The following is a 17,778-nucleotide window of genomic DNA, read 5'->3' on the forward strand; positions in this document are numbered from 1 at the left end:
CTCTATCAAAAAGGGTTGATGCGCGAGGATCGCCCCCCGCGCATCTGTCGGGTTCAGGAAATTTCTTCCATCTTTCCGCCAGTCGGAATGTTCGGATGGTCGCTGTTCTCCACGATCACCAAATCATATCCGCCACCGTCCTTGAGGCGCCATTGCCCCCCAACCAGCGGCGTCTTTGCCACGTTTTGCGCAGCGAATGGCGGCAGACCTGCGCCATCAAATGCGATGCGGCCCACCATCGAGGACAGTTGTGTCGCGGCAATGGCAGAGGTGACCTGATCCACATCACGGCTGTCTTCCACACGGCCCATCACATCGGCGGCCATCTCGAACAGCGCGTGGACAAAGCCGATGGGCTGGGTCCACTGCTTGTTCGTGGCTGCGGTGTAGGCGGCGGCAAGTTCACCTGCCGACTGGCCATTGAGGGATGACGCGAAGGGGTGCGACGGTGACCACCACACTTCAGAGCTGAGGTTATGCCCCTGATCGCCAAGGACTTTGACAGCCTGCGGGAACAGGATCGCTTTGCCAATGCTGGCGGCTTTCGGGTTGAAACCTTGCTGCTTGGCTTGGGTCCAGAAAGTGGTGAAATCAGGCGGGATTGGCACGCCTGTCACGATCTCGCAATTAGCGGATTTGAACGCGTTGATCTGGGCGCTGAAATCATCGGTCAGGTTCTGGTAGCGGCCCGTATCGGTGAGGGTATACCCTTGGGCATCTAGCACGGGTGGGAAGCCCACATTCGGGTCACCCCATGCGTTGCCGTCCCCGTCATTGGGGAAAATCGCACCGACGGATTTGTTCGTCTCAAGCTGGTTCCACATCGAAGTGAAGGTGGATATCACATCTTCCAGCCCCCAGAAGAAATGGAAGCTAAAATCAAACGGGCGCCAGCTTCCTGGATCGCCGGGGTTACCCTGTTGCCCGATGAAATAAGGTTGCCACGGCGCGACGGTTGAAATCACGGGGATTTCTTCGGCCTCACAGGTTGTTGCAACGGGGTTCGTTGTCTCGGGCGTCGAGGCCACCAGCATCATGTCGATCTCGTCGTCGATAATCAGCTCTTTGGCGACCTCTGCGGCGCGGTTCGGGTTCGATTGGCTGTCTTTGACGATCACTTCGAAATTGGCACCTGCATCGGAGTTCAGGAAGCCATCAATGATGAACTTGTCCGCATCAGAAAAGGCGGCAAGTGGGCCAGATTGCGGGCTGACATAGCCCAGCCGGATTTTGGCACCCTGCGCGATAGCGGGCGCGGCAAGGCCCCCAGCGGCGAGCGTGAGACCCGTGGCGGCGGTCGACTTGAGTAACTTGCGGCGTGTAAACATGATGTCCTCCCTGACGTCATTTATTCAGATGATTGGTGTATCTCCGGCCCATGCGGCCTGTAGCAATGCGCGAATGTCCTCGCGTGTGACGGGGCGCGGGTTCGGATATGGCTTGGTGGTTGCCAGATCAGCGGCACGGTCCAGATCGCGCTCATCCAAGCCCAGATCGCGCAGGGCAAGAGGCGCATTCATCTGCTTGGCAAATCCGTGCAGCGCAAGGCCCGCGTTATCCCCGCCCAACAGATCGCAAACTGGTTGTAGCTCGGCACTTGCTGCGCGGGCATTATAGGCGATGGCATGGGGCAACAGGATCGCGTGGGTTTCCGCATGCGGCAGGTCGAATGATCCGCCGAGCGTGTGACAAAGCTTGTGATGCAGAGCCATGCCGACTTTGCCCAGTACCGTGCCACAGGCCCAAGCACCGCGCTGGGTGGCTTCGCGAGCAGCGAGGTCACTTGGCTCGGCAATCACTTTTGGCAAACCCTCAACAAATGCGGTGAGGCCTTCAACAGCCATCTTATCTGTTTCATCGGTCCTGTTGGTCGCATAAAGCGCCTCGGCGGCATGAGCCATGGCATTGAGCGCAGAAGTAACTGTCATCTCTACAGGCAAGGTTTTGACCAATTCCGGATCATACAGGATCACTTCGGGCAGTACGCTTGGGTCATTTAGCGTCGTCTTCACACCGTCTTCGGTTTGCCCAAGGATCGGGGTTGCTTCGCTACCTGCGTAGGTGGTGGGGATGACGATCTGGGGCAGGTCGGTGCGGTAGGCAATCGCTTTACCCAAGCCAATCGTCGAGCCGCCCCCAATCGCAATCACGCAATCTGCCTGCGTCTCAGCCACATGGGCCATCGCGGCATTCGTCACATGCACAGGCGTGTGCATCTCCGCTTGGCAAAATACACCTGACGCGAGGGGGCCGAGCAGTTCTGCAATCTCCAACGCCGCATCGCATTGGTGTGGGGTAGAAAGGACCAGCGCGCGAGATGCGCCAAGCAACCGCGCCTCTTGTGCAATCGTTTTGCGTATATCCGCGCCGAAACAGACGCGAACAGCCTGCGTCAATGTTGGTTCAGATAATGGCATCGGATTCCCCCCCCAAAGTGGTGTTGCTAATCATTAACCTCCCACAAATGATCAGTTGATCCAAAATGATGCAGTTAATATAACTCTATGATATGAAAATTGATCCCAACCACCTCCATATCCTGTCAGCAATCATCGACGCAGGCGGGTTGAGCGAGGGCGCGAGTGCTGTGAACAAATCCCAGCCCAGCGTATCGCGCACGATTGCGATGCTTGAGGCACGGCTTGGGGCGCGGTTGTTCGAGAAGGGCAGGCGGCCCCTGCGGCCAACCGAGCTGTGTCTGACCTTAGCAGAGCAAGGGCGCATCATTGCGCAAGCCAGCGAGAACGCAGGTCAGGCGGCCGCGCATTATTCAGGGGGCAAGTCCGGCACTGCCCGTATCGCAGGAACGCCTATCTTTATGGACGGCGTGATCTCGAACATGATGGCCTCGTTTCAGGGCGCGTTTCCTGATGTCACTATTCATCAAAGCTACGGCTATCTGCCAGACCTCGCAGAGCAATTGAATGCAGGGAACATAGACCTCGCTATTTGTCCTGTGCGTAGTGCAGATGTGCCTGCAGGATTTGCGTTCAAGCCGATTTTGCGGGGGCGCAATGTGATTGCCTGCGCACCCTCGCATCCTCTTGCAAGAATGTCGTCAGTCAAACTGACTGACATCGCATCCTATCCGTGGATCGCGCCGCCAGCAGGCAGTCCGCTGTATGCCGATTTGCGCGGCGCGCTGGCCAGCATCGGGATCACGGATTTCAGGGTCAGCTTCACGGGCGGCTCACTCGCCTCGATCATGAGCGTGATGGCAGGGTCAGAGTCGCTCACCGTGTTGCCCTATTCCGTTGTGTTCATGCAAAGCCATTCAAAGCTGGTGACAGCACTGCCTGTCAAACTCACCCATCCCGACCGCGAGTTGGTTTTTTTGTGGCGTGAGGATCGCCCTGTGCGCCCCGCTGTTCAACGCTTTCGCAAATACCTCGAGGGCGAGTTTTTCGGGCTGGCCAATCATATCGAGCAGAAAGGGCGTACTGCCGTCTGGCGCGGTTGATTGCACGCCTTGCCAGACTGATAACCGCTGCATAGAAATTGAGCAGAGTAATTCATTTTAGGCATACCCAATGCAACTCCATCAGATTGAAGCCGTCGTGGCCATCACCGAGGCGGGCAGCTTTCGCAAAGCCGCTGAAATTTTGGGACGCACCCAGCCAACGCTGACTAAAAGTATCAAGGCGCTGGAGGAATCTGTGAACCTTGTGATTTTTGACCGCACGCCGCGCGGGGTGAAGCTGACTGAAGGAGGCGAACGTCTTTATAAACGGGCCTGCACAATCATGGCGGATGTGCGCGCCATGGAAGATGAAGTACAGCAAATGGCGGGATTGGACGGCGGACGCGTGCGCATTGGCGTCTCACCCGTCGCAGGCGCAGTGATCATGCCGCGCGCGCTCAGCCAGTTTCGCAAAAAATGGTCGAGGGTAGAGATTGATTTGATCAATGTTCTCTACCCTGATTCTGTGAGCAAGCTGCGCGAAGCCGCGATTGATATGGTTTTGGGGCCCGTGCCTGCACTGGATGCCTACGGAAATGTGCAGGTAGAGCGGCTGTTCGATATTGATATGGTCATCACAAGCCATGCCTCAAATCCCAAATGCCATGCCTCACGGCTAACTGATCTGTCCGATGCACAATGGATCGTTCATGGATCAAAAGACGGGCCAAGTGGGCTATTCTCGGGAGCGTTTACAGGCCAGGAATGGCCGATGCCTTCGGCATTTACAAACTGTCATTCGCTGACAACGGTTATCGCCCTTATGCAAGAAACATCCGCATTTTGTGTCTTGTCGCAACAGCTATTTAACACAATCGCGCCAAGCCATGAGATCGTGATTGTGCCCGTTCAAGACGCGCTGCCGAAGTTTCCGTTGTGCCTCGTCACGCAAAAAACCCGACCCTTGACGCCCGCCGCGGCAGAGCTTGCCCAACATATCCGCAGGCGCGCTACGATGTTGGTGAAATCAGGCTACTCCAGTGATAGCCATATTGAATAGCTATGCGTTAAATTGACTTGAATTGTAATCACCTCTCCCTGTTTGATCGCATCGGGGGGACTGTATGAACGTATTGTGGATCATGTGTGACCAGTTGCGATGGGACTATTTGTCATGCGCGGGTCATAAGACATTGGAAACCCCCCATATCGATGCGCTCGCCGCCCGCGGAGTGCGGTTTGACCGCGCTTATGTACAATCGCCCTTCTGCGGCCCGTCGCGCATGTCGAGTTATACAGGACGCTATTGCCGCTCGCATGGATCGACGTGGAATGGTTTTCCTTTGCGCGTGGGTGAGCCTACTTTGGGGGATCACCTGCGGAAGATCGGCGTGCGCCCTGCCTTGGTCGGCAAGACCCATATGGTCCCTGACAAAGCGGGCATGGAATGGCTGGGCATCGACCCGCAAGGCCCCATTGGGGCGACCCTTGCGGAGTGCGGGTTCGAGCCTTGGGAGCGGGACGACGGCTTGCACCCCTACGGACCCTACAATACCAATCCTGACTACAACGGCTATCTGCGCGATCAGGGGTTCGAGGGTGAAAACCCGTGGGAAGATTGGGCCAATTCAGGTGAAGATGATGCAGGCACTCTGCTGAATGGTTGGTTGTTGCAGCACTCCGACAAGGCCGCGCGCATCCCCGAGGAACATTCCGAAACGCCCTACATGACCAACCGCGCGATGGAGTTTATGGAACATGCGGGTGATCAGCCGTGGCTGTGCCACCTGAGCTTTATCAAGCCCCATTGGCCCTATATCGTGCCCGAACCCTATGCCAGCATGTATGGCCCTGATGATGTGCCAGAGGCGATCCGCACCGAGGCGGAACGTGAGAACGCGCATCCCGTGTTCAAAGCCTACATGGACAGCAAAATTTGCAAAACCGTCAGTCAGGAAAAGGTGCGCAACGCGATCATCCCAGCCTACATGGGCCTAATCAAACAGATTGACGATCACATGGGCCGCCTCTTTGTGTGGATGGAAGAAAAGGGGCTGATGGACAACACGATGATCGTGTTCACCTCCGATCACGGCGACTATCTGGGCGATCACTGGATGGGCGAAAAGGATTTGTTCCACGACCAATCCGTGCGCGTGCCGCTGATCGTCTACGATCCCCGCGCTGAAGCCGATGCTACCCGTGGGACTGTATCAGATGCGCTGGTCGAAGGGATCGACATGGCGCCGACTTTCCTTGATTTCTTTGGCGGGCCAAAGCTGCCGCATATCCTTGAGGGGCGCGATCTGACGCCGCTGTTGCATGGCACGCCTGTCAAATGGCGTGAGTACGCAATCAGCGAATATGACTATGCCACCCGTGAGGCCCGCATGATCATCGGCAACCCGCAAGAGGACGCCCGCCTGATCATGATTTGCGATGCGCGGTGGAAATACGTGCATTGCGAAGGCTTCCGCCCGATGCTGTTTGATCTGGAAACCGACCCGCAAGAATTGGTCGATCTGGGCGCATCCCCTGACCATGCAGCCGTGCGCCAACGCATGCATGACGCGATATTCGAATGGTCGCGCAAACACCACAGCCGCATCACCCTGACCCCCGAGCGGATCGAGCAGATGACAGGCCGCGAACCCCCAGGCATTCTCATCGGCATTTGGGATGAAGACCAGTTTGAAGGCCAATTCGGCAAGCCCTTTGAGGAGAGACCGTAAGATATGCCCGCCAAGAATATCCTCTTCATCATGTGCGACCAGCTGCGCTGGGATTACCTGAGCTGCTATGGCCACAAACGTCTACACACGCCCAATATCGATGCGCTGGCGGCACGCGGCGTGCGCTATGACCGTGCCTATGTGCAGTCACCGGTATGCGGTGCCTCGCGCATGTCGACCTACACAGGGCGTTATGTGCATGCGCACGGTGCCAGCTGGAATTTTGTCCCGATAAAAGCGGGCGAAATGACAATTGGCGACTACCTGCGCCCCATGGGTGTACGCTCCGTCCTGATTGGCAAGACCCACATGCGCGCCGATGCAATGGGCATGTCGCGACTGGGCATTGACCCCAAAAGCCAGATTGGCGTGCGCATTTCGGAATGCGGGTTTGATCCTTTCGAAAGGGACGACGGAATCCATCCCTATTCGGGGCATGAGCCAAATCCGCGCTACAATGACCATGCGCGCGAGAACGGTTTGGATGCTGAGAACCCGTGGGAAGAATACGCCAACGCGGCAGAGAGTGAGGAGGGCGATCTGCTGTCAGGCTGGTTTTTGAAATACGCCGACCGCCCTGCGCGTGTGCCTGACCCGCTGTCGGAGACGCCTTATATCACAATTCGCGCGATGGATTTCATCGACGACGCGCTTGAGAACAACCCCCACCAGCCGTGGGTCGCACACGTTAGCTATATCAAGCCGCACTGGCCCTACATCGTGCCAGAACCCTACGCGAGCATGTATGGTCCTGACGATGTCCCACCTGCCAACCGCAGTGACGCAGAGCGCGAGAATGCACATCCCATTTTTGAAGAGTTCATGAACCGCCGTGTGAGCCAGAATTTCTGCCGCGACGAAGTGCGTGCCAAAGTCATCCCTGCCTATATGGGCCTGATCAAACAGATTGACGACCAGATGGGTCGCTTGTTCAAGCACCTTGAGGATCGTGGGATTGCAGACGAGACGATGATCGTCTTCACCTCTGATCACGGCGATTATCTGGGCGATCACTGGCTTGGTGAGAAAGACCTTTTCCACGAGGAAGCGTTGCGTGTTCCGCTGATCATTCACGATCCCTCACCAGAGGCAGACGCAACGCGTGGCACGCTCAACACCGATTTGGTGGAGGCGATTGATCTCGCGCCAACCTTCCTCGAAATGTACGGTGGTGCCGCTGTACCCCATATCATGGACGGGCACTCGCTGAAGGGGACGCTGGACGGCACCCGTAAGGAAGATCCGCGCCAATATGTGATTGCGGAATATGACTATTCCTTCCTCGAAGTGCGTGCCGCGCTGGATATGCCCTCACGCGAATGTTGGCTACGCCTGATCTTTGACGGGCGGTTCAAATATATCCATGGCGAACGCTTCCGCCCTATGCTGTTTGATTTGCAAACTGATCCTAACGAGCTCACCGATCTGGGCGCTGATCCTGTCCATGCTGACATACGTGCAGAGCTTCACGAGGCGTTGTTTGAATGGGCGCGCAAGCCGCGTCAGCGCAGTACCGTGCCGGATGGCGCAATTGAGGGCACCGAAATTCAGGACCGCATCGGCGAAAACGGCATTTTGATCGGCTACTGGGACGAGGAAGAGCTGGAAGACGCCATTAAAAACAAATGGGGCAAGCGGCTGGCCAATGCCAACCCGCTGCTGGCGCCCACATTGAACAAACTGTTGCGCCGCAAGCAACCGGAGGAAGAGGCATGAGCTTACAAGCAGGTATCCAGCGCCGCGGGGAAGGCATCGACGGCGTGCATTGGAACATCATGGGGCAAGTCTATACGCCCAAATCAGTTACTGAAGAGTGTTTCAGCTGGCATGCTCTCTTGCCGCCCGAAACTTTTGTGCCGCCGCATATTCACCCGACACAGGATGAATATATCCATGTTCTGTCAGGCGAGCTTGACCTCGTTCTGGGCGGCAAGGCCGTACATGCTAACACCGGCGATCTGGTCTGTATGCCGCGTGGTATCCCGCACGGGATTTTTAACAACACCGGCCACGACGTAACGTGCATGTTTTCAGTTACACCTACCGGTAGGCTGGTCGAGCTTTTTCGCAAACTGCATAACATGTCACTGCCCTCTGAAGTTGTGGCAGTATCGCCCGCATACGAGGTCAACTTTCTGCCGCCCCAGCGTGCGGCTGATATCATGGGCCTGAAATAGGGCCACAACCAGAGTTCTCGGGAGGAACCAAAATGAAACTGAAACTGACCGCAGGTGCTGCCGCACTTGCATTATCAACCGCTTTCGCGGCACCGGCATATGCCGCTGAACGCGTGATCTTTAACTGCTTCTTTCCTGCCAAACATTATGTTTGCACGGTCATGCTGCCAGAGCTGAAGAACCGCATCGAGACTGCGACCGAAGGTCGGGTAAAGGTAAATGTGCCGCCAAAATCATTATCAGCTCCGCCCGACCAGTATGACGGTGTTGTAGGCGGTGTTATGGACGGGGCATTACAGTTCAATGCCTTTATCGCAAACAAAGTACCAGGCATTCAGTTTTCCATGATGCCTTTCGTAAATGGCACCCGTGCCGAAGTGGCGGGCCCAGCACTTTGGGATACATACTAAGAGCATTTTGCCGACAAAAACGAGTACGGCGACGCGGTGCTGATTTCGGTCTATGCTTCCAGCGGCAACGAGTTCTATTCCATGAACGACACGCCGATCCAGACGCTTGAGGATATTGGTAGCCGTAAAATGTGGGGCCTGCCCGGCGTTGTGGCAAACACGCTCAAAGGCACCGGCAGCTCTGTGGTTGCGGGTCCGGCGGTCCAGATGCTCGAAATCATCTCTAAAGGTGTCGTTGACGGATATGCAGGTGTGCCTTGGGGCTCCGTTGCTGCATTCAAAATCGGTGACTATACCAAATCGGCGACCGAACTTGAGAACAAGCTGTTTCAGCCGACGTTCTCTTTCCTGATTTCTCGCGCCAAATGGGACAAGTTCTCGGCTGAAGACCAGACGGCCATCATGGACGTGATGGGCGCTGATTTTGCTGCATTTGCTGGCAAAGTTCAGGATGGAGCGAACGACAAAGCGCGTGCCGCAATGATCGACGCAGGTATTGAAATTGTTGAGGGTTCGGAAGAGCTGGAGACAGACCTGCGCAAATTGGGTCAGCCGGTTACCGACAAATGGGTCGCACAGATGGCCGAGGCTGGCATCGACGGTCAGGCTGTTATCGACTCCTACCTTGCACGCATCGCCGAGCGCGAAGCAGCTGCGTCTAACTAAACAAAAAAGGTAGCGCCTGATGGAACGAATTTTCAAAATCATCGAGCGGGTGTTGGCAGTCCTTGCTGGCATTGCGCTGTTCATCATGATGGTTTTGACCTTCGTCGATGTCATTGGGCGCTACGGCTTCAACAAATCGATTTTCGGCAGTTCCGAGATGATCGAAGTATTGATGGTTGTGGTGATTTTTGCGGGCGTCGCATTTGTCACTGCCAGCGACAAGCATATCAAAGTTGATATCTTTGCACCGATCATCGAGCGTCATGCGCCAAACTTGCAACGCTGGATCGTCCATATTTTTTCTTTAGTTATCTATGCCGGCCTCACCTACGAGCTGGGCCGCCATATGCTGGACAGCCTTCTGAGCGGCAAGCGCACGGCCGTGTTGGATTTTCCGCAGTGGGTCATGCCGGGTGCGGCTGTCTTCTTTTCACTGATTGGTGTGCTGCTCTTTGCAGCCGCAATCCTTGCCACCAAAGGGCGGTTGGAAAAGATTGATCATGCCGCGTCCGGTGACACCCACGGACCGGAGCTTTAATCCATGGAACTTGCCCTTTACGGTTTTGCGATCCTGTTATTCCTTAGCTTTTGTGGCTTCCCGCTCGGCTTCACCACCTTGTTTGTCGGGTTCATAGGCTTTGCCTATACCCGCGAATGGAACTGGGAAGGGGCCATGACCATGGTCGGCCAGCAGGTGATGGAAACAGGGGCGAACTATGGCCTCTCGGTCATTCCGCTGTTCATTCTGATGGGCAGTTTCATCCACCGCTCCAATATATCCGAAGACTTGTTCCGCGCGGCCTACGCCTTTATCGGCTACCGAAAAGGCGGCTTGGCCCAAGCCACAGTTCTGGCCAGTGCTGGGTTCTCTGCCGTTTCAGGATCATCCCTTGCAACTGCGGCCACCATGACCAAAGTGGCGATGCCTCACATGCGCAAATACGGTTACGCAGATAGCCTGTCCTCTGGCGTAGTCGCCGCTGGTGGTACGCTTGGCATTATGATCCCGCCTTCCGTGCCGCTGATCATCTACGGTCTTGTCGCCGAGGAAGACATCGGCAAGCTATTCATCGCGGGCACCATTCCCGGGATTCTTTTGGTATTTCTCTTTTTGGGTGCGGTGCGCTTCTCGGTTTGGCGCAATCCATCTTTGGGGCGCGCGGGCGAGAAAATGCCCCGCGCAGAACGCTTCGCCGCCTATGCTAGGGTCTGGCCTGTCATCTTCCTGTTTTTACTGGTGCTTGGCGGCATCTATGTGGGGGCCTTCACCCCGACAGAAGCATCGGGCATCGGAGCCTTTGGCGCCGCAGCCTTTGCCTTTTTCAAAGGTCATGTCCGCAGCTGGACTGCTTTGCTCGATATTCTGATCGACAGCACCAAGACATCGGCAATCCTTTTCTCTGTGATCTTCGGCGCATTGGTCTTTTCCAATTTCATCAACCTGTCCGGCCTTCCTTATGACTTGCTGGACTTGATGGATGCGATGAACATGGGGCCGTTTGGTGTAATCGTATTTGTCTGCGTGATCTGCATTATTCTTGGCATGATCTTCGAAGCTGTCGGCTTGCTGCTGTTAATCGTGCCCGTGTTCCTGCCGACGCTCCAACTGATGGGTGTCGATATGATCTGGTTCGGGATTATCATGGTCGTTGTCGTTGAGATGGGCCTTATCACGCCGCCGATCGGGATGAATGTCTTTACCGTCCGTGCTGTCATGCCCGACATCAAGCTGGGCCATATTTTCAGGGGCGTGATCCCCTTTGTCTTTGCTGATGTCATCGCACTCATTTTAATCCTGCTGTTCCCCGTGATTGCGATCGGGCTGGTTGAACTGCTGCGTTAGGATACACCATGTTAAAGCCAATCAGAGACTGGGATGACGCATTCGCGAATATGGCGCATGTCGCAGGTTCCGAGAAATTGCCACAGCTATGGACAGAGCGTGCCGCCGCATTCCGCGCAAGCGATGTCAGGTTAGAGCAAGACATTCCTTATGGCAGTCGCCTCCGTGAGAAATTTGATTTAGTCTGGCCTGACGATACGCCCAAAGGGCTAGTTGTCTTCATCCACGGTGGTTTCTGGATGCGGTTGGACAAATCCTTTTGGACTAATTTTGCAGAGGGAGCCCGGGCACAAGGCTGGGCAGTTTGCATCCCCAGCTACACTTTAGCGCCAGAGGCGCGCATCGGTCACATAACCACACAGATTGCAGCCGCAATCGAAGCGGCCGCTTTGCGCGTAGAAGGCCCGATCAGAATTGCGGGCCATTCTGCGGGCGGTCACCTCGCGACGCGCATGATCTGCGAAGACACCGCTTTGACTGCGAACACCCTTGCACGGATCAAAGCTATCCAATCCATCAGCGGGTTGCACGACTTGCGGCCTCTTATGCAAACCAAAATGAACGAGGTCCTTCATCTCGACGAAGAAGAGGCAAAGCTCGAAAGTGCTGTTTTGCACAGACCAGCCCGTGCGATACCCTACACGTGTTGGGTCGGCGGAGGAGAGCGCCCCGAGTTCATCCGACAGTCCGAACTCATGGTACACATGTGGCAAGGCTTGGACACGCCAAGTCGTTGCGTGATAGATGATCAGCACAATCACTTTACCGTGCTTGAAGGACTTTGCGAAAGCGACAGCGCAATAACGAAAAACCTATTAGAATAACTGAATAGAGGAAAAGTTTCATGCATTATGACCCCAGATCAGATGTTTGCCCGCTGCCCTATGCGCCATTCAAATCCTGTACTGTCCCGCGTCCGATCGGATGGCTCAGCACGGTCAGCCGCGACGGTGTTGCTAACCTCGCCCCTTACTCGCAATGGCAAAACCTGACGTTTGACCCGCCAATGGTAATGTTTGCGGCCAATCAGCTGTCGGATGGAAGCCGCAAACATACGGTCCTCAACGCCGAGGAAACCGGCTGGTTTGTCTGGAACATGGCGACCTATGATTTGCGCGAAGCCGTCAACCTATCTGCGATGGAAGTCGAGGCGGACGTAGACGAATTCATCCATGCAGGTGTAACAGCCGCGCCTTGCATAGATGCGCCTGGCCCCCGCGTTGCCGAAAGCCCCGCCCAGTTCGAATGCAAGTATCTCAGCACACATCGTTTGCGGGGCAGTTCAAACCACGGTTGGGTAGACGTTGTGTACGGTGAAGTTGTGCGCATCCATGTGAAAGATGAAGTGATAACACCGGATGGCAAACTGGACATCCCACGCATCCGCCCTCTGGCTCGGCTTGGTTATTATGACTACACGTCAATCACCGAGACGTTTGAGATGAAGATCCCTGGTACCAACAACATGACGAATGTGGGGCTTGAAGGAAAGCAATAGGCCCAGCATAAACAGACACTTTAGAAAGACGATGCTTTGAATATCAAAGATACCTCAACCGGTTGGAAGATGGACGTAAAAACGATTGCAGGCGCATTTTTGGCCTCAGCCACCAACGCGCCCGATGCGATCTATTGTAAAACGGCGCATGGCGCGCTGACCTACGGGCAAGCTGCCGGCGCCGTGCAAACTCTGGCAAATGAGCTGGGTGAGCAAGTGCGGGGCAGGGCTGTCGCCTTGATCCTGCCAAACTCATCCGCGTTTTTGATCGCATACTTCGCTACCCTCTTTGCAGGCGGCAAACCCGCGTTGATCAACCACGGGCATCCTGATGCCACGATTACCAAACTGCTCGCTGATCTGGATGCAGCAGTCATTTTGTCTGATCGGGGCCATGACGCATCCAAGACACGTATCCTGAATGACGATCTGCTGGGCGACCTGATTGCGCCTGTCGATATCCAGACGCTGACCGATCCTGGTACGCCGAATGATATTGCAGCAATCATGTATTCGGGCGGTACGACAGGCCTGCCAAAACAGGTTCCCCACACAAACGCTGCCATCGTGGCGACGATGGAGCGCGGCGATTGGGGATGGCGCACCGGAACAGGCGAAATCTGGCTTCCTGTCGCACCGTTCACGCATATCTATGGCTTCCTCATGGGCCTTACCAACCCGATTATCCACGCAGGTGCGATTGTGATCCCCGAACGGTTCCAGCCGGATCTGATTGTAGACATGCTGATGGATGAGGGTGTTACGATTTTTGGCGGTGGCCCGCCTGCCATCTACCAAGCGGTGATGTCTTCGCCAAAATTCGCCAAAGCAAGCTTTCCCAAATTGCGCATCTGCCCCGGTGGCGGCGCTCCTTTCCCGATGGACGTGCATAGACGGTGGGAGGCGGCGACGGGCCTGAAGATCTACGAAGGATATGGCATGACGGAAATTGCGCCTATCTCGATCAATACCGAGGAACACGGCGTCTTGCCCGGTTCCGCAGGAAAAGCCGTGCCAGACACAATTATCGAAATTGTCGATCTTGAAACCGGCGAAAAAGTGCTGGCGACTGGTGAGGCAGGTGAAATCCGTGTTAAGGGTCCGCATATGATGACGGGTTACACCGGCAACACTGAAGAGACGCAAATCGCGCTGCGGCACGGCTTTGTCTACACGGGTGACATTGGCACGTTAGATGCCGAAGGGTTCCTGACCATCACAGACCGGAAGAAAAACGTTATCTTTGTCAGTGGCTTTAACGTCTTCCCCCGTGAGGTTGAAGAATTGCTGCTGACCCATCCGGCCATATCGGGTTCTTGTGTGGTCGCCCGCACGCACGAGCGGTCAGGTGAGACGCCTGTGGCGTTCGTAACGCTGCGTTCAAAGGCGACCAAAGATGACATCTTGGCCTTTTGCCGCGATACTCTGATTGCTTATAAAATACCCACTGAGGTGATTGTTGTCTCCGATATGCCTTTGACACCTGCAGGCAAGGTTGATCGTACCACGCTGCAAAACTCCCTGCGCGCTGACGCATGACGACAATAACGAAAGCCTACACATGAGCACCCGCATAGACACCCTAAAGTCCAGAATGATACTGCCCGCGATCGCGGCACCGATGTTCCTCGTCTCAAACCCAGCAACGGTGATTGCTGCATGCAAGTCAGGTGTCATGGGCTCCTTTCCTGGCCCGAATGCCCGCACCGCGGACGACCTGCGCGATTGGTTGTTGCAGATCACGACCGGCCTCGGGCCTGATGACGCACCTTGGGCGATGAATATGATCACACACTCCAGCTATGGCCGGTTTGACGAAGAGTTGGCTCTGATCGAGGAATTCAAACCTGATCTGGTCATCACGGCGCTGGGTGGTCCTCACCGTGTTACCAGCCAAGTGCATGGCTACGGCGGTCTTGTGTTTGCTGATGTGACGTCGCCCAAATTTGCCCGCAAGGCATTGGATAAAGGCGCGGACGGTCTTGTGTTGGTCTGTGCTGGCGCAGGCGGCCACACGGGTGAATATGCAATGCTTCCCTTTATCGAAGAGGTGCGCAGCTTCTTTGACGGTCCACTGATTGTTGGTGGCGGCATTGGAACAGGTCGCGCCATTCGCGCGGTTGAAAATCTGGGTGTTGATTTCGCTTATCTTGGCACCCGCTTTCTGGCCGCCGCCGAAACAATGATCCCCGATGCCTACCGCGAGATGGTATGGCAGAGCACGATGGAAGATCTGATCGCCTCTCGTGCCATCACAGGTGCTTTGGGCAACTGGATGCGGGCCAGTGTCGAGGCGGCAGGCATCTCGGTTGATGATATGAAACAAGCGGCCACTCTTGATTTTTCAGGGGATATGCACGCGGGATCAAAAGCATGGAAACACGTCTGGAGCGCGGGGCAGGGTGTCGGCGGCATTACCGAACCTGAAAGCACCGCAGATGTTGTCGCCGTCCTTGTTGAGGAATACAATCAAGCCGTTGCAGCGCAAAGCCAAGGCAGCCGCTATGGCGCGGCATCAAAATCCAACGATGGAGAGTAAGATCATGGACCCAAGCACCGAAGAGATCCGGATCATCAAAGATATCTTGCAGCATACCGAAGACGGCACGACCGATATGCAGCCCGAGCTGATGCGCAATCCTGTATCGACCTACACCGATCCGGATGTGCTGGCACGCGAAGTCGAGACACTCTTCCGCAAATTTCCAATCATTATGGGTCATTCCGAGCAGCTTCCCGAACCCGCGTCATATTTCACGAATGACGAACTTGGCGTGCCACTGCTTATTACGCGAAACAATGACGGGGTAGTCAAAGCGTTCATGAACGTATGCCGCCACCGTGGTGCGCGCCTGACGGATGGCGATTGCGGTAAGGCCAAGACGTTTTCGTGCCCTTATCATAAGTGGACTTATGATCTGAATGGCAATCTGCGCGGCCTGCCCCACGCCGCGGGTTTTGGTGACATCGACAAAAAAGCACTTGGGCTAATCGAATTGCCCGCCTTCGAACGCTTTGGTCTGATCTGGGTACGGCCTTCGGCGGGGGACGATGATCTGGACATTGATGCATGGCTGGCCCCTATGGCAGAACAGTTGAACGGCCTCAATCTGGATACCCACACGGTTTTCAAGTCATGGTCGCTTGATCGCCATATGAACTGGCATCTGGCCCTTGAGGGCTTTCAGGAGTCTTATCACTTCTGCGGCGCGCATGAGCACACAGCATGTTCGGGGTATCTCGACAATCAAAGCTCCTGGTTGGACAAGTACCCGCATGTTCGCCACTCTGTACCATTGCCTACAATTGTGGAGCTGAAAGGCAAAGCGACCGAAGACTGGCAACACCGTCCGTACTTTATGACGCAGAACTACATCTTTCCGTGCAACTATGTGCAGGTAATGACGGATCACGTTTATATCCACACGATCATTCCAACAGGCGTAGATACCTGTATCTTCAAGTGCATGATGCTGATTGCCGAAGCCCCTGCAACCGAGAAAGCAGAGCGGTATTGGGAAAAGAACTATGAGGTGATCCGCACCGTTTTCGGTGAAGACTTCGAGATCGGTGAGAATATCCAGAAAGGACTGAATACGGGGGCGAACACCGAATTCCTTTTTGGCCGCTATGAAATCGGTCTGCAATTGGGGACCAAAGCAATTCACGATGCATTGGAAGGGCGGCTAAGGGCTTAACCCGGCCGCTTGTGCCTACTCGGCGATATCTTCGGCCCACAGATCAGGCTTTTCGGTGATGAAACGCTGCATCAGCGCAATACAATCTGCATCATCGGCGACGATTACCTCAACTCCATTGGAGCGGAGGAACTCTTCGTTGCCACCAAAGTTCTTGTTCTCACCGATCACTACTCGCGGGATCCCGAACTGTATGATTGTGCCTGTACACATCATGCACGGGCTTAAAGAAGTATAAAGAGTGGTATCGCGGTAGGTCTTTTGTCGCCCTGCTTTTCGAAGGGCGTCCATCTCGCCATGTGCGATCGGGTCGCCCTTTTGCACACGTTGATTGCGGCCTTGGGCCACGACTTCACCACCCCGCGCAAGGACGGAGCCGATGGGGCAGCCGCCTTCGTCAAAACCGGCTTTCGCTTCGTCATATGCGATGCGCAGCAAACGTGTATCCTCAGCGTTCATATTTTTTAATCCTTCAAGATGGGGCCGTCGTAGTAGGGCAGGTGATCCACGCTAGGCGCCCATGTTCCCGCCTTTTGCAAAGCGTCCATATGATCGGCGATTTCGTCCAGCGTAGCAAACCACACATCTTTCGTCTCACGCGTTTTGGCAATCCATGCCTCGACCTGTTTCCACCGCGCTAACCGGCCAGTAAGGAACGGATGAATAATCAGCATAAAGAACCCGCCCGCATCGTACTGTGCTTCAAACTCCTCCCAAAAACCGCTTAATCCATGGGACGGCCCAGCGACCGGCATCATATAGCCAATCTCGTCATAATGCGCGAAAGGGGGCCAGTCATCGGTCCCCCAATGGACAGGCATCTCATAGAGCGACCCTTGGGTCGTTTTCAACTGGTAGGGGATATCATCCCCCATCATCGAACTGTCATACCGCATGCCATGTTCGACCATCAGATCGACCACTTCCTGAGTAATATTGTAGACGGGTGCGCGATAGCCGCGTGGTTGCCGGCCGCAAATCCGTTGATGCGCAGCAAGCGTGCGTTCGAACCACTCGCGCTGATCGCCGCGTGTCTTGATAGGATCTTCGTGCAGGTAGCCATGATGCCCGATCTCATGACCGTCTTTCAAAATTGCTTCGGCAACGTCTGGATAAGTTTCCAAACACCAGCCCGGAATGAAAAATGACTGCTTTAATTCCAGTCGCCGGTAGGTATCCAAAATACGGGGCAGGGCGACCATCGGGCCATAACGACCCATTGAAATTGGATAGAGACGGTCATGGCTGTCTTCGGGCTTGGCGATATGGATCAGACTGTCGGCATCCATGTCAAAGGTGATGGCAACCGCACATTTCGCGCCATTAGGCCAAGGGATAGGGTTGCGGATCATTT

General features: G+C 55.3%; 18 protein-coding genes. 14 read left to right on the forward strand and 4 right to left on the reverse strand.

The genetic code is table 11. The features are described 5' to 3' along the window. Positions 1–53 precede the first annotated feature (53 nt). Together Q0903_RS17135 and Q0903_RS17140 are read right to left on the reverse strand one after the other, a co-directional pair. Positions 54–1,328, reverse strand: coding sequence for an ABC transporter substrate-binding protein (locus tag Q0903_RS17135; protein WP_299417351.1), 1,275 nt, complete (start codon positions 1,326–1,328; stop codon positions 54–56). Positions 1,329–1,352: 24 nt separating this feature from the next. After that, positions 1,353–2,417: a maleylacetate reductase gene (locus Q0903_RS17140; protein WP_299417353.1), complete on the reverse strand. Its 1,065-nt coding sequence runs from the start codon at positions 2,415–2,417 to the stop codon at positions 1,353–1,355. A 92-nt stretch (positions 2,418–2,509) separates the two neighbouring features. Between Q0903_RS17140 and Q0903_RS17145 the strand changes: the two genes are divergently transcribed. The 14 genes from Q0903_RS17145 (at position 2,510) to Q0903_RS17210 (ending at position 16,424) form a co-directional block, all read left to right on the forward strand. Further along, on the forward strand, positions 2,510–3,460 hold the full coding sequence (locus Q0903_RS17145; RefSeq protein WP_299417355.1) for a LysR family transcriptional regulator: 951 nt from the start codon (positions 2,510–2,512) through the stop codon (positions 3,458–3,460). A gap of 70 nt (positions 3,461–3,530) precedes the next feature. Continuing rightward, on the forward strand, positions 3,531–4,460 hold the full coding sequence (locus Q0903_RS17150) for a LysR family transcriptional regulator (RefSeq protein ID WP_299417357.1): 930 nt from the start codon (positions 3,531–3,533) through the stop codon (positions 4,458–4,460). Between the two features lie 64 nt (positions 4,461–4,524). Further along, positions 4,525–6,132 carry an alkaline phosphatase family protein gene (locus Q0903_RS17155; RefSeq protein WP_299417359.1) on the forward strand — a complete coding sequence of 536 codons (1,608 nt, stop codon included), beginning with the start codon at positions 4,525–4,527 and terminating at the stop codon, positions 6,130–6,132. A 3-nt stretch (positions 6,133–6,135) separates the two neighbouring features. Next, positions 6,136–7,848: a sulfatase-like hydrolase/transferase gene (locus Q0903_RS17160; protein ID WP_299417361.1), complete on the forward strand. Its 1,713-nt coding sequence runs from the start codon at positions 6,136–6,138 to the stop codon at positions 7,846–7,848. Further along, on the forward strand, positions 7,845–8,309 hold the full coding sequence (locus Q0903_RS17165; protein ID WP_299030982.1) for a cupin domain-containing protein: 465 nt from the start codon (positions 7,845–7,847) through the stop codon (positions 8,307–8,309). Before Q0903_RS17160 ends, Q0903_RS17165 begins: the two co-directional genes overlap by 4 nt. A 32-nt stretch (positions 8,310–8,341) precedes the next feature. Continuing rightward, positions 8,342–8,719, forward strand: coding sequence for a hypothetical protein (locus tag Q0903_RS17170; RefSeq protein WP_299417364.1), 378 nt, complete (start codon positions 8,342–8,344; stop codon positions 8,717–8,719). A 36-nt stretch (positions 8,720–8,755) separates the two neighbouring features. After that, on the forward strand, positions 8,756–9,385 hold the full coding sequence (locus Q0903_RS17175; protein ID WP_299417365.1) for a hypothetical protein: 630 nt from the start codon (positions 8,756–8,758) through the stop codon (positions 9,383–9,385). Positions 9,386–9,404: 19 nt separating this feature from the next. Beyond that, complete coding sequence (locus tag Q0903_RS17180; RefSeq protein WP_299417367.1) at positions 9,405–9,923, forward strand: TRAP transporter small permease; 519 nt, start codon at positions 9,405–9,407, stop codon at positions 9,921–9,923. Positions 9,924–9,926: 3 nt separating this feature from the next. Further along, positions 9,927–11,228: a TRAP transporter large permease gene (locus Q0903_RS17185; RefSeq protein WP_299030977.1), complete on the forward strand. Its 1,302-nt coding sequence runs from the start codon at positions 9,927–9,929 to the stop codon at positions 11,226–11,228. An 8-nt stretch (positions 11,229–11,236) separates the two neighbouring features. Then, positions 11,237–12,052 (forward strand): alpha/beta hydrolase, encoded by an 816-nt coding sequence (locus Q0903_RS17190; protein WP_299417369.1) that lies wholly within the window; start codon positions 11,237–11,239, stop codon positions 12,050–12,052. 20 nt (positions 12,053–12,072) lie between these two features. Beyond that, positions 12,073–12,726: a flavin reductase family protein gene (locus Q0903_RS17195; protein ID WP_299417371.1), complete on the forward strand. Its 654-nt coding sequence runs from the start codon at positions 12,073–12,075 to the stop codon at positions 12,724–12,726. A gap of 36 nt (positions 12,727–12,762) precedes the next feature. After that, on the forward strand, positions 12,763–14,265 hold the full coding sequence (locus tag Q0903_RS17200) for an AMP-binding protein (protein ID WP_299417373.1): 1,503 nt from the start codon (positions 12,763–12,765) through the stop codon (positions 14,263–14,265). 22 nt (positions 14,266–14,287) lie between these two features. After that, a complete protein-coding gene (locus Q0903_RS17205; RefSeq protein ID WP_299417375.1) occupies positions 14,288–15,265 on the forward strand; it encodes a nitronate monooxygenase in 978 nt (325 codons plus the stop codon). Positions 15,266–15,269: 4 nt separating this feature from the next. Then, positions 15,270–16,424, forward strand: coding sequence for an SRPBCC family protein (locus tag Q0903_RS17210; protein ID WP_299417377.1), 1,155 nt, complete (start codon positions 15,270–15,272; stop codon positions 16,422–16,424). 15 nt (positions 16,425–16,439) lie between these two features. Here the strand turns inward: Q0903_RS17210 and Q0903_RS17215 are convergent, their stop codons facing one another. Then, positions 16,440–16,883: a nucleoside deaminase gene (locus Q0903_RS17215; protein ID WP_299030964.1), complete on the reverse strand. Its 444-nt coding sequence runs from the start codon at positions 16,881–16,883 to the stop codon at positions 16,440–16,442. 5 nt (positions 16,884–16,888) lie between these two features. Beyond that, positions 16,889–17,776, reverse strand: coding sequence for a polysaccharide deacetylase (locus Q0903_RS17220; protein WP_299417379.1), 888 nt, complete (start codon positions 17,774–17,776; stop codon positions 16,889–16,891). Positions 17,777–17,778: the final 2 nt, after the last annotated feature.

This window comes from uncultured Sulfitobacter sp., from assembly GCF_947502895.1.
Lineage (GTDB): Bacteria > Pseudomonadota > Alphaproteobacteria > Rhodobacterales > Rhodobacteraceae > Sulfitobacter.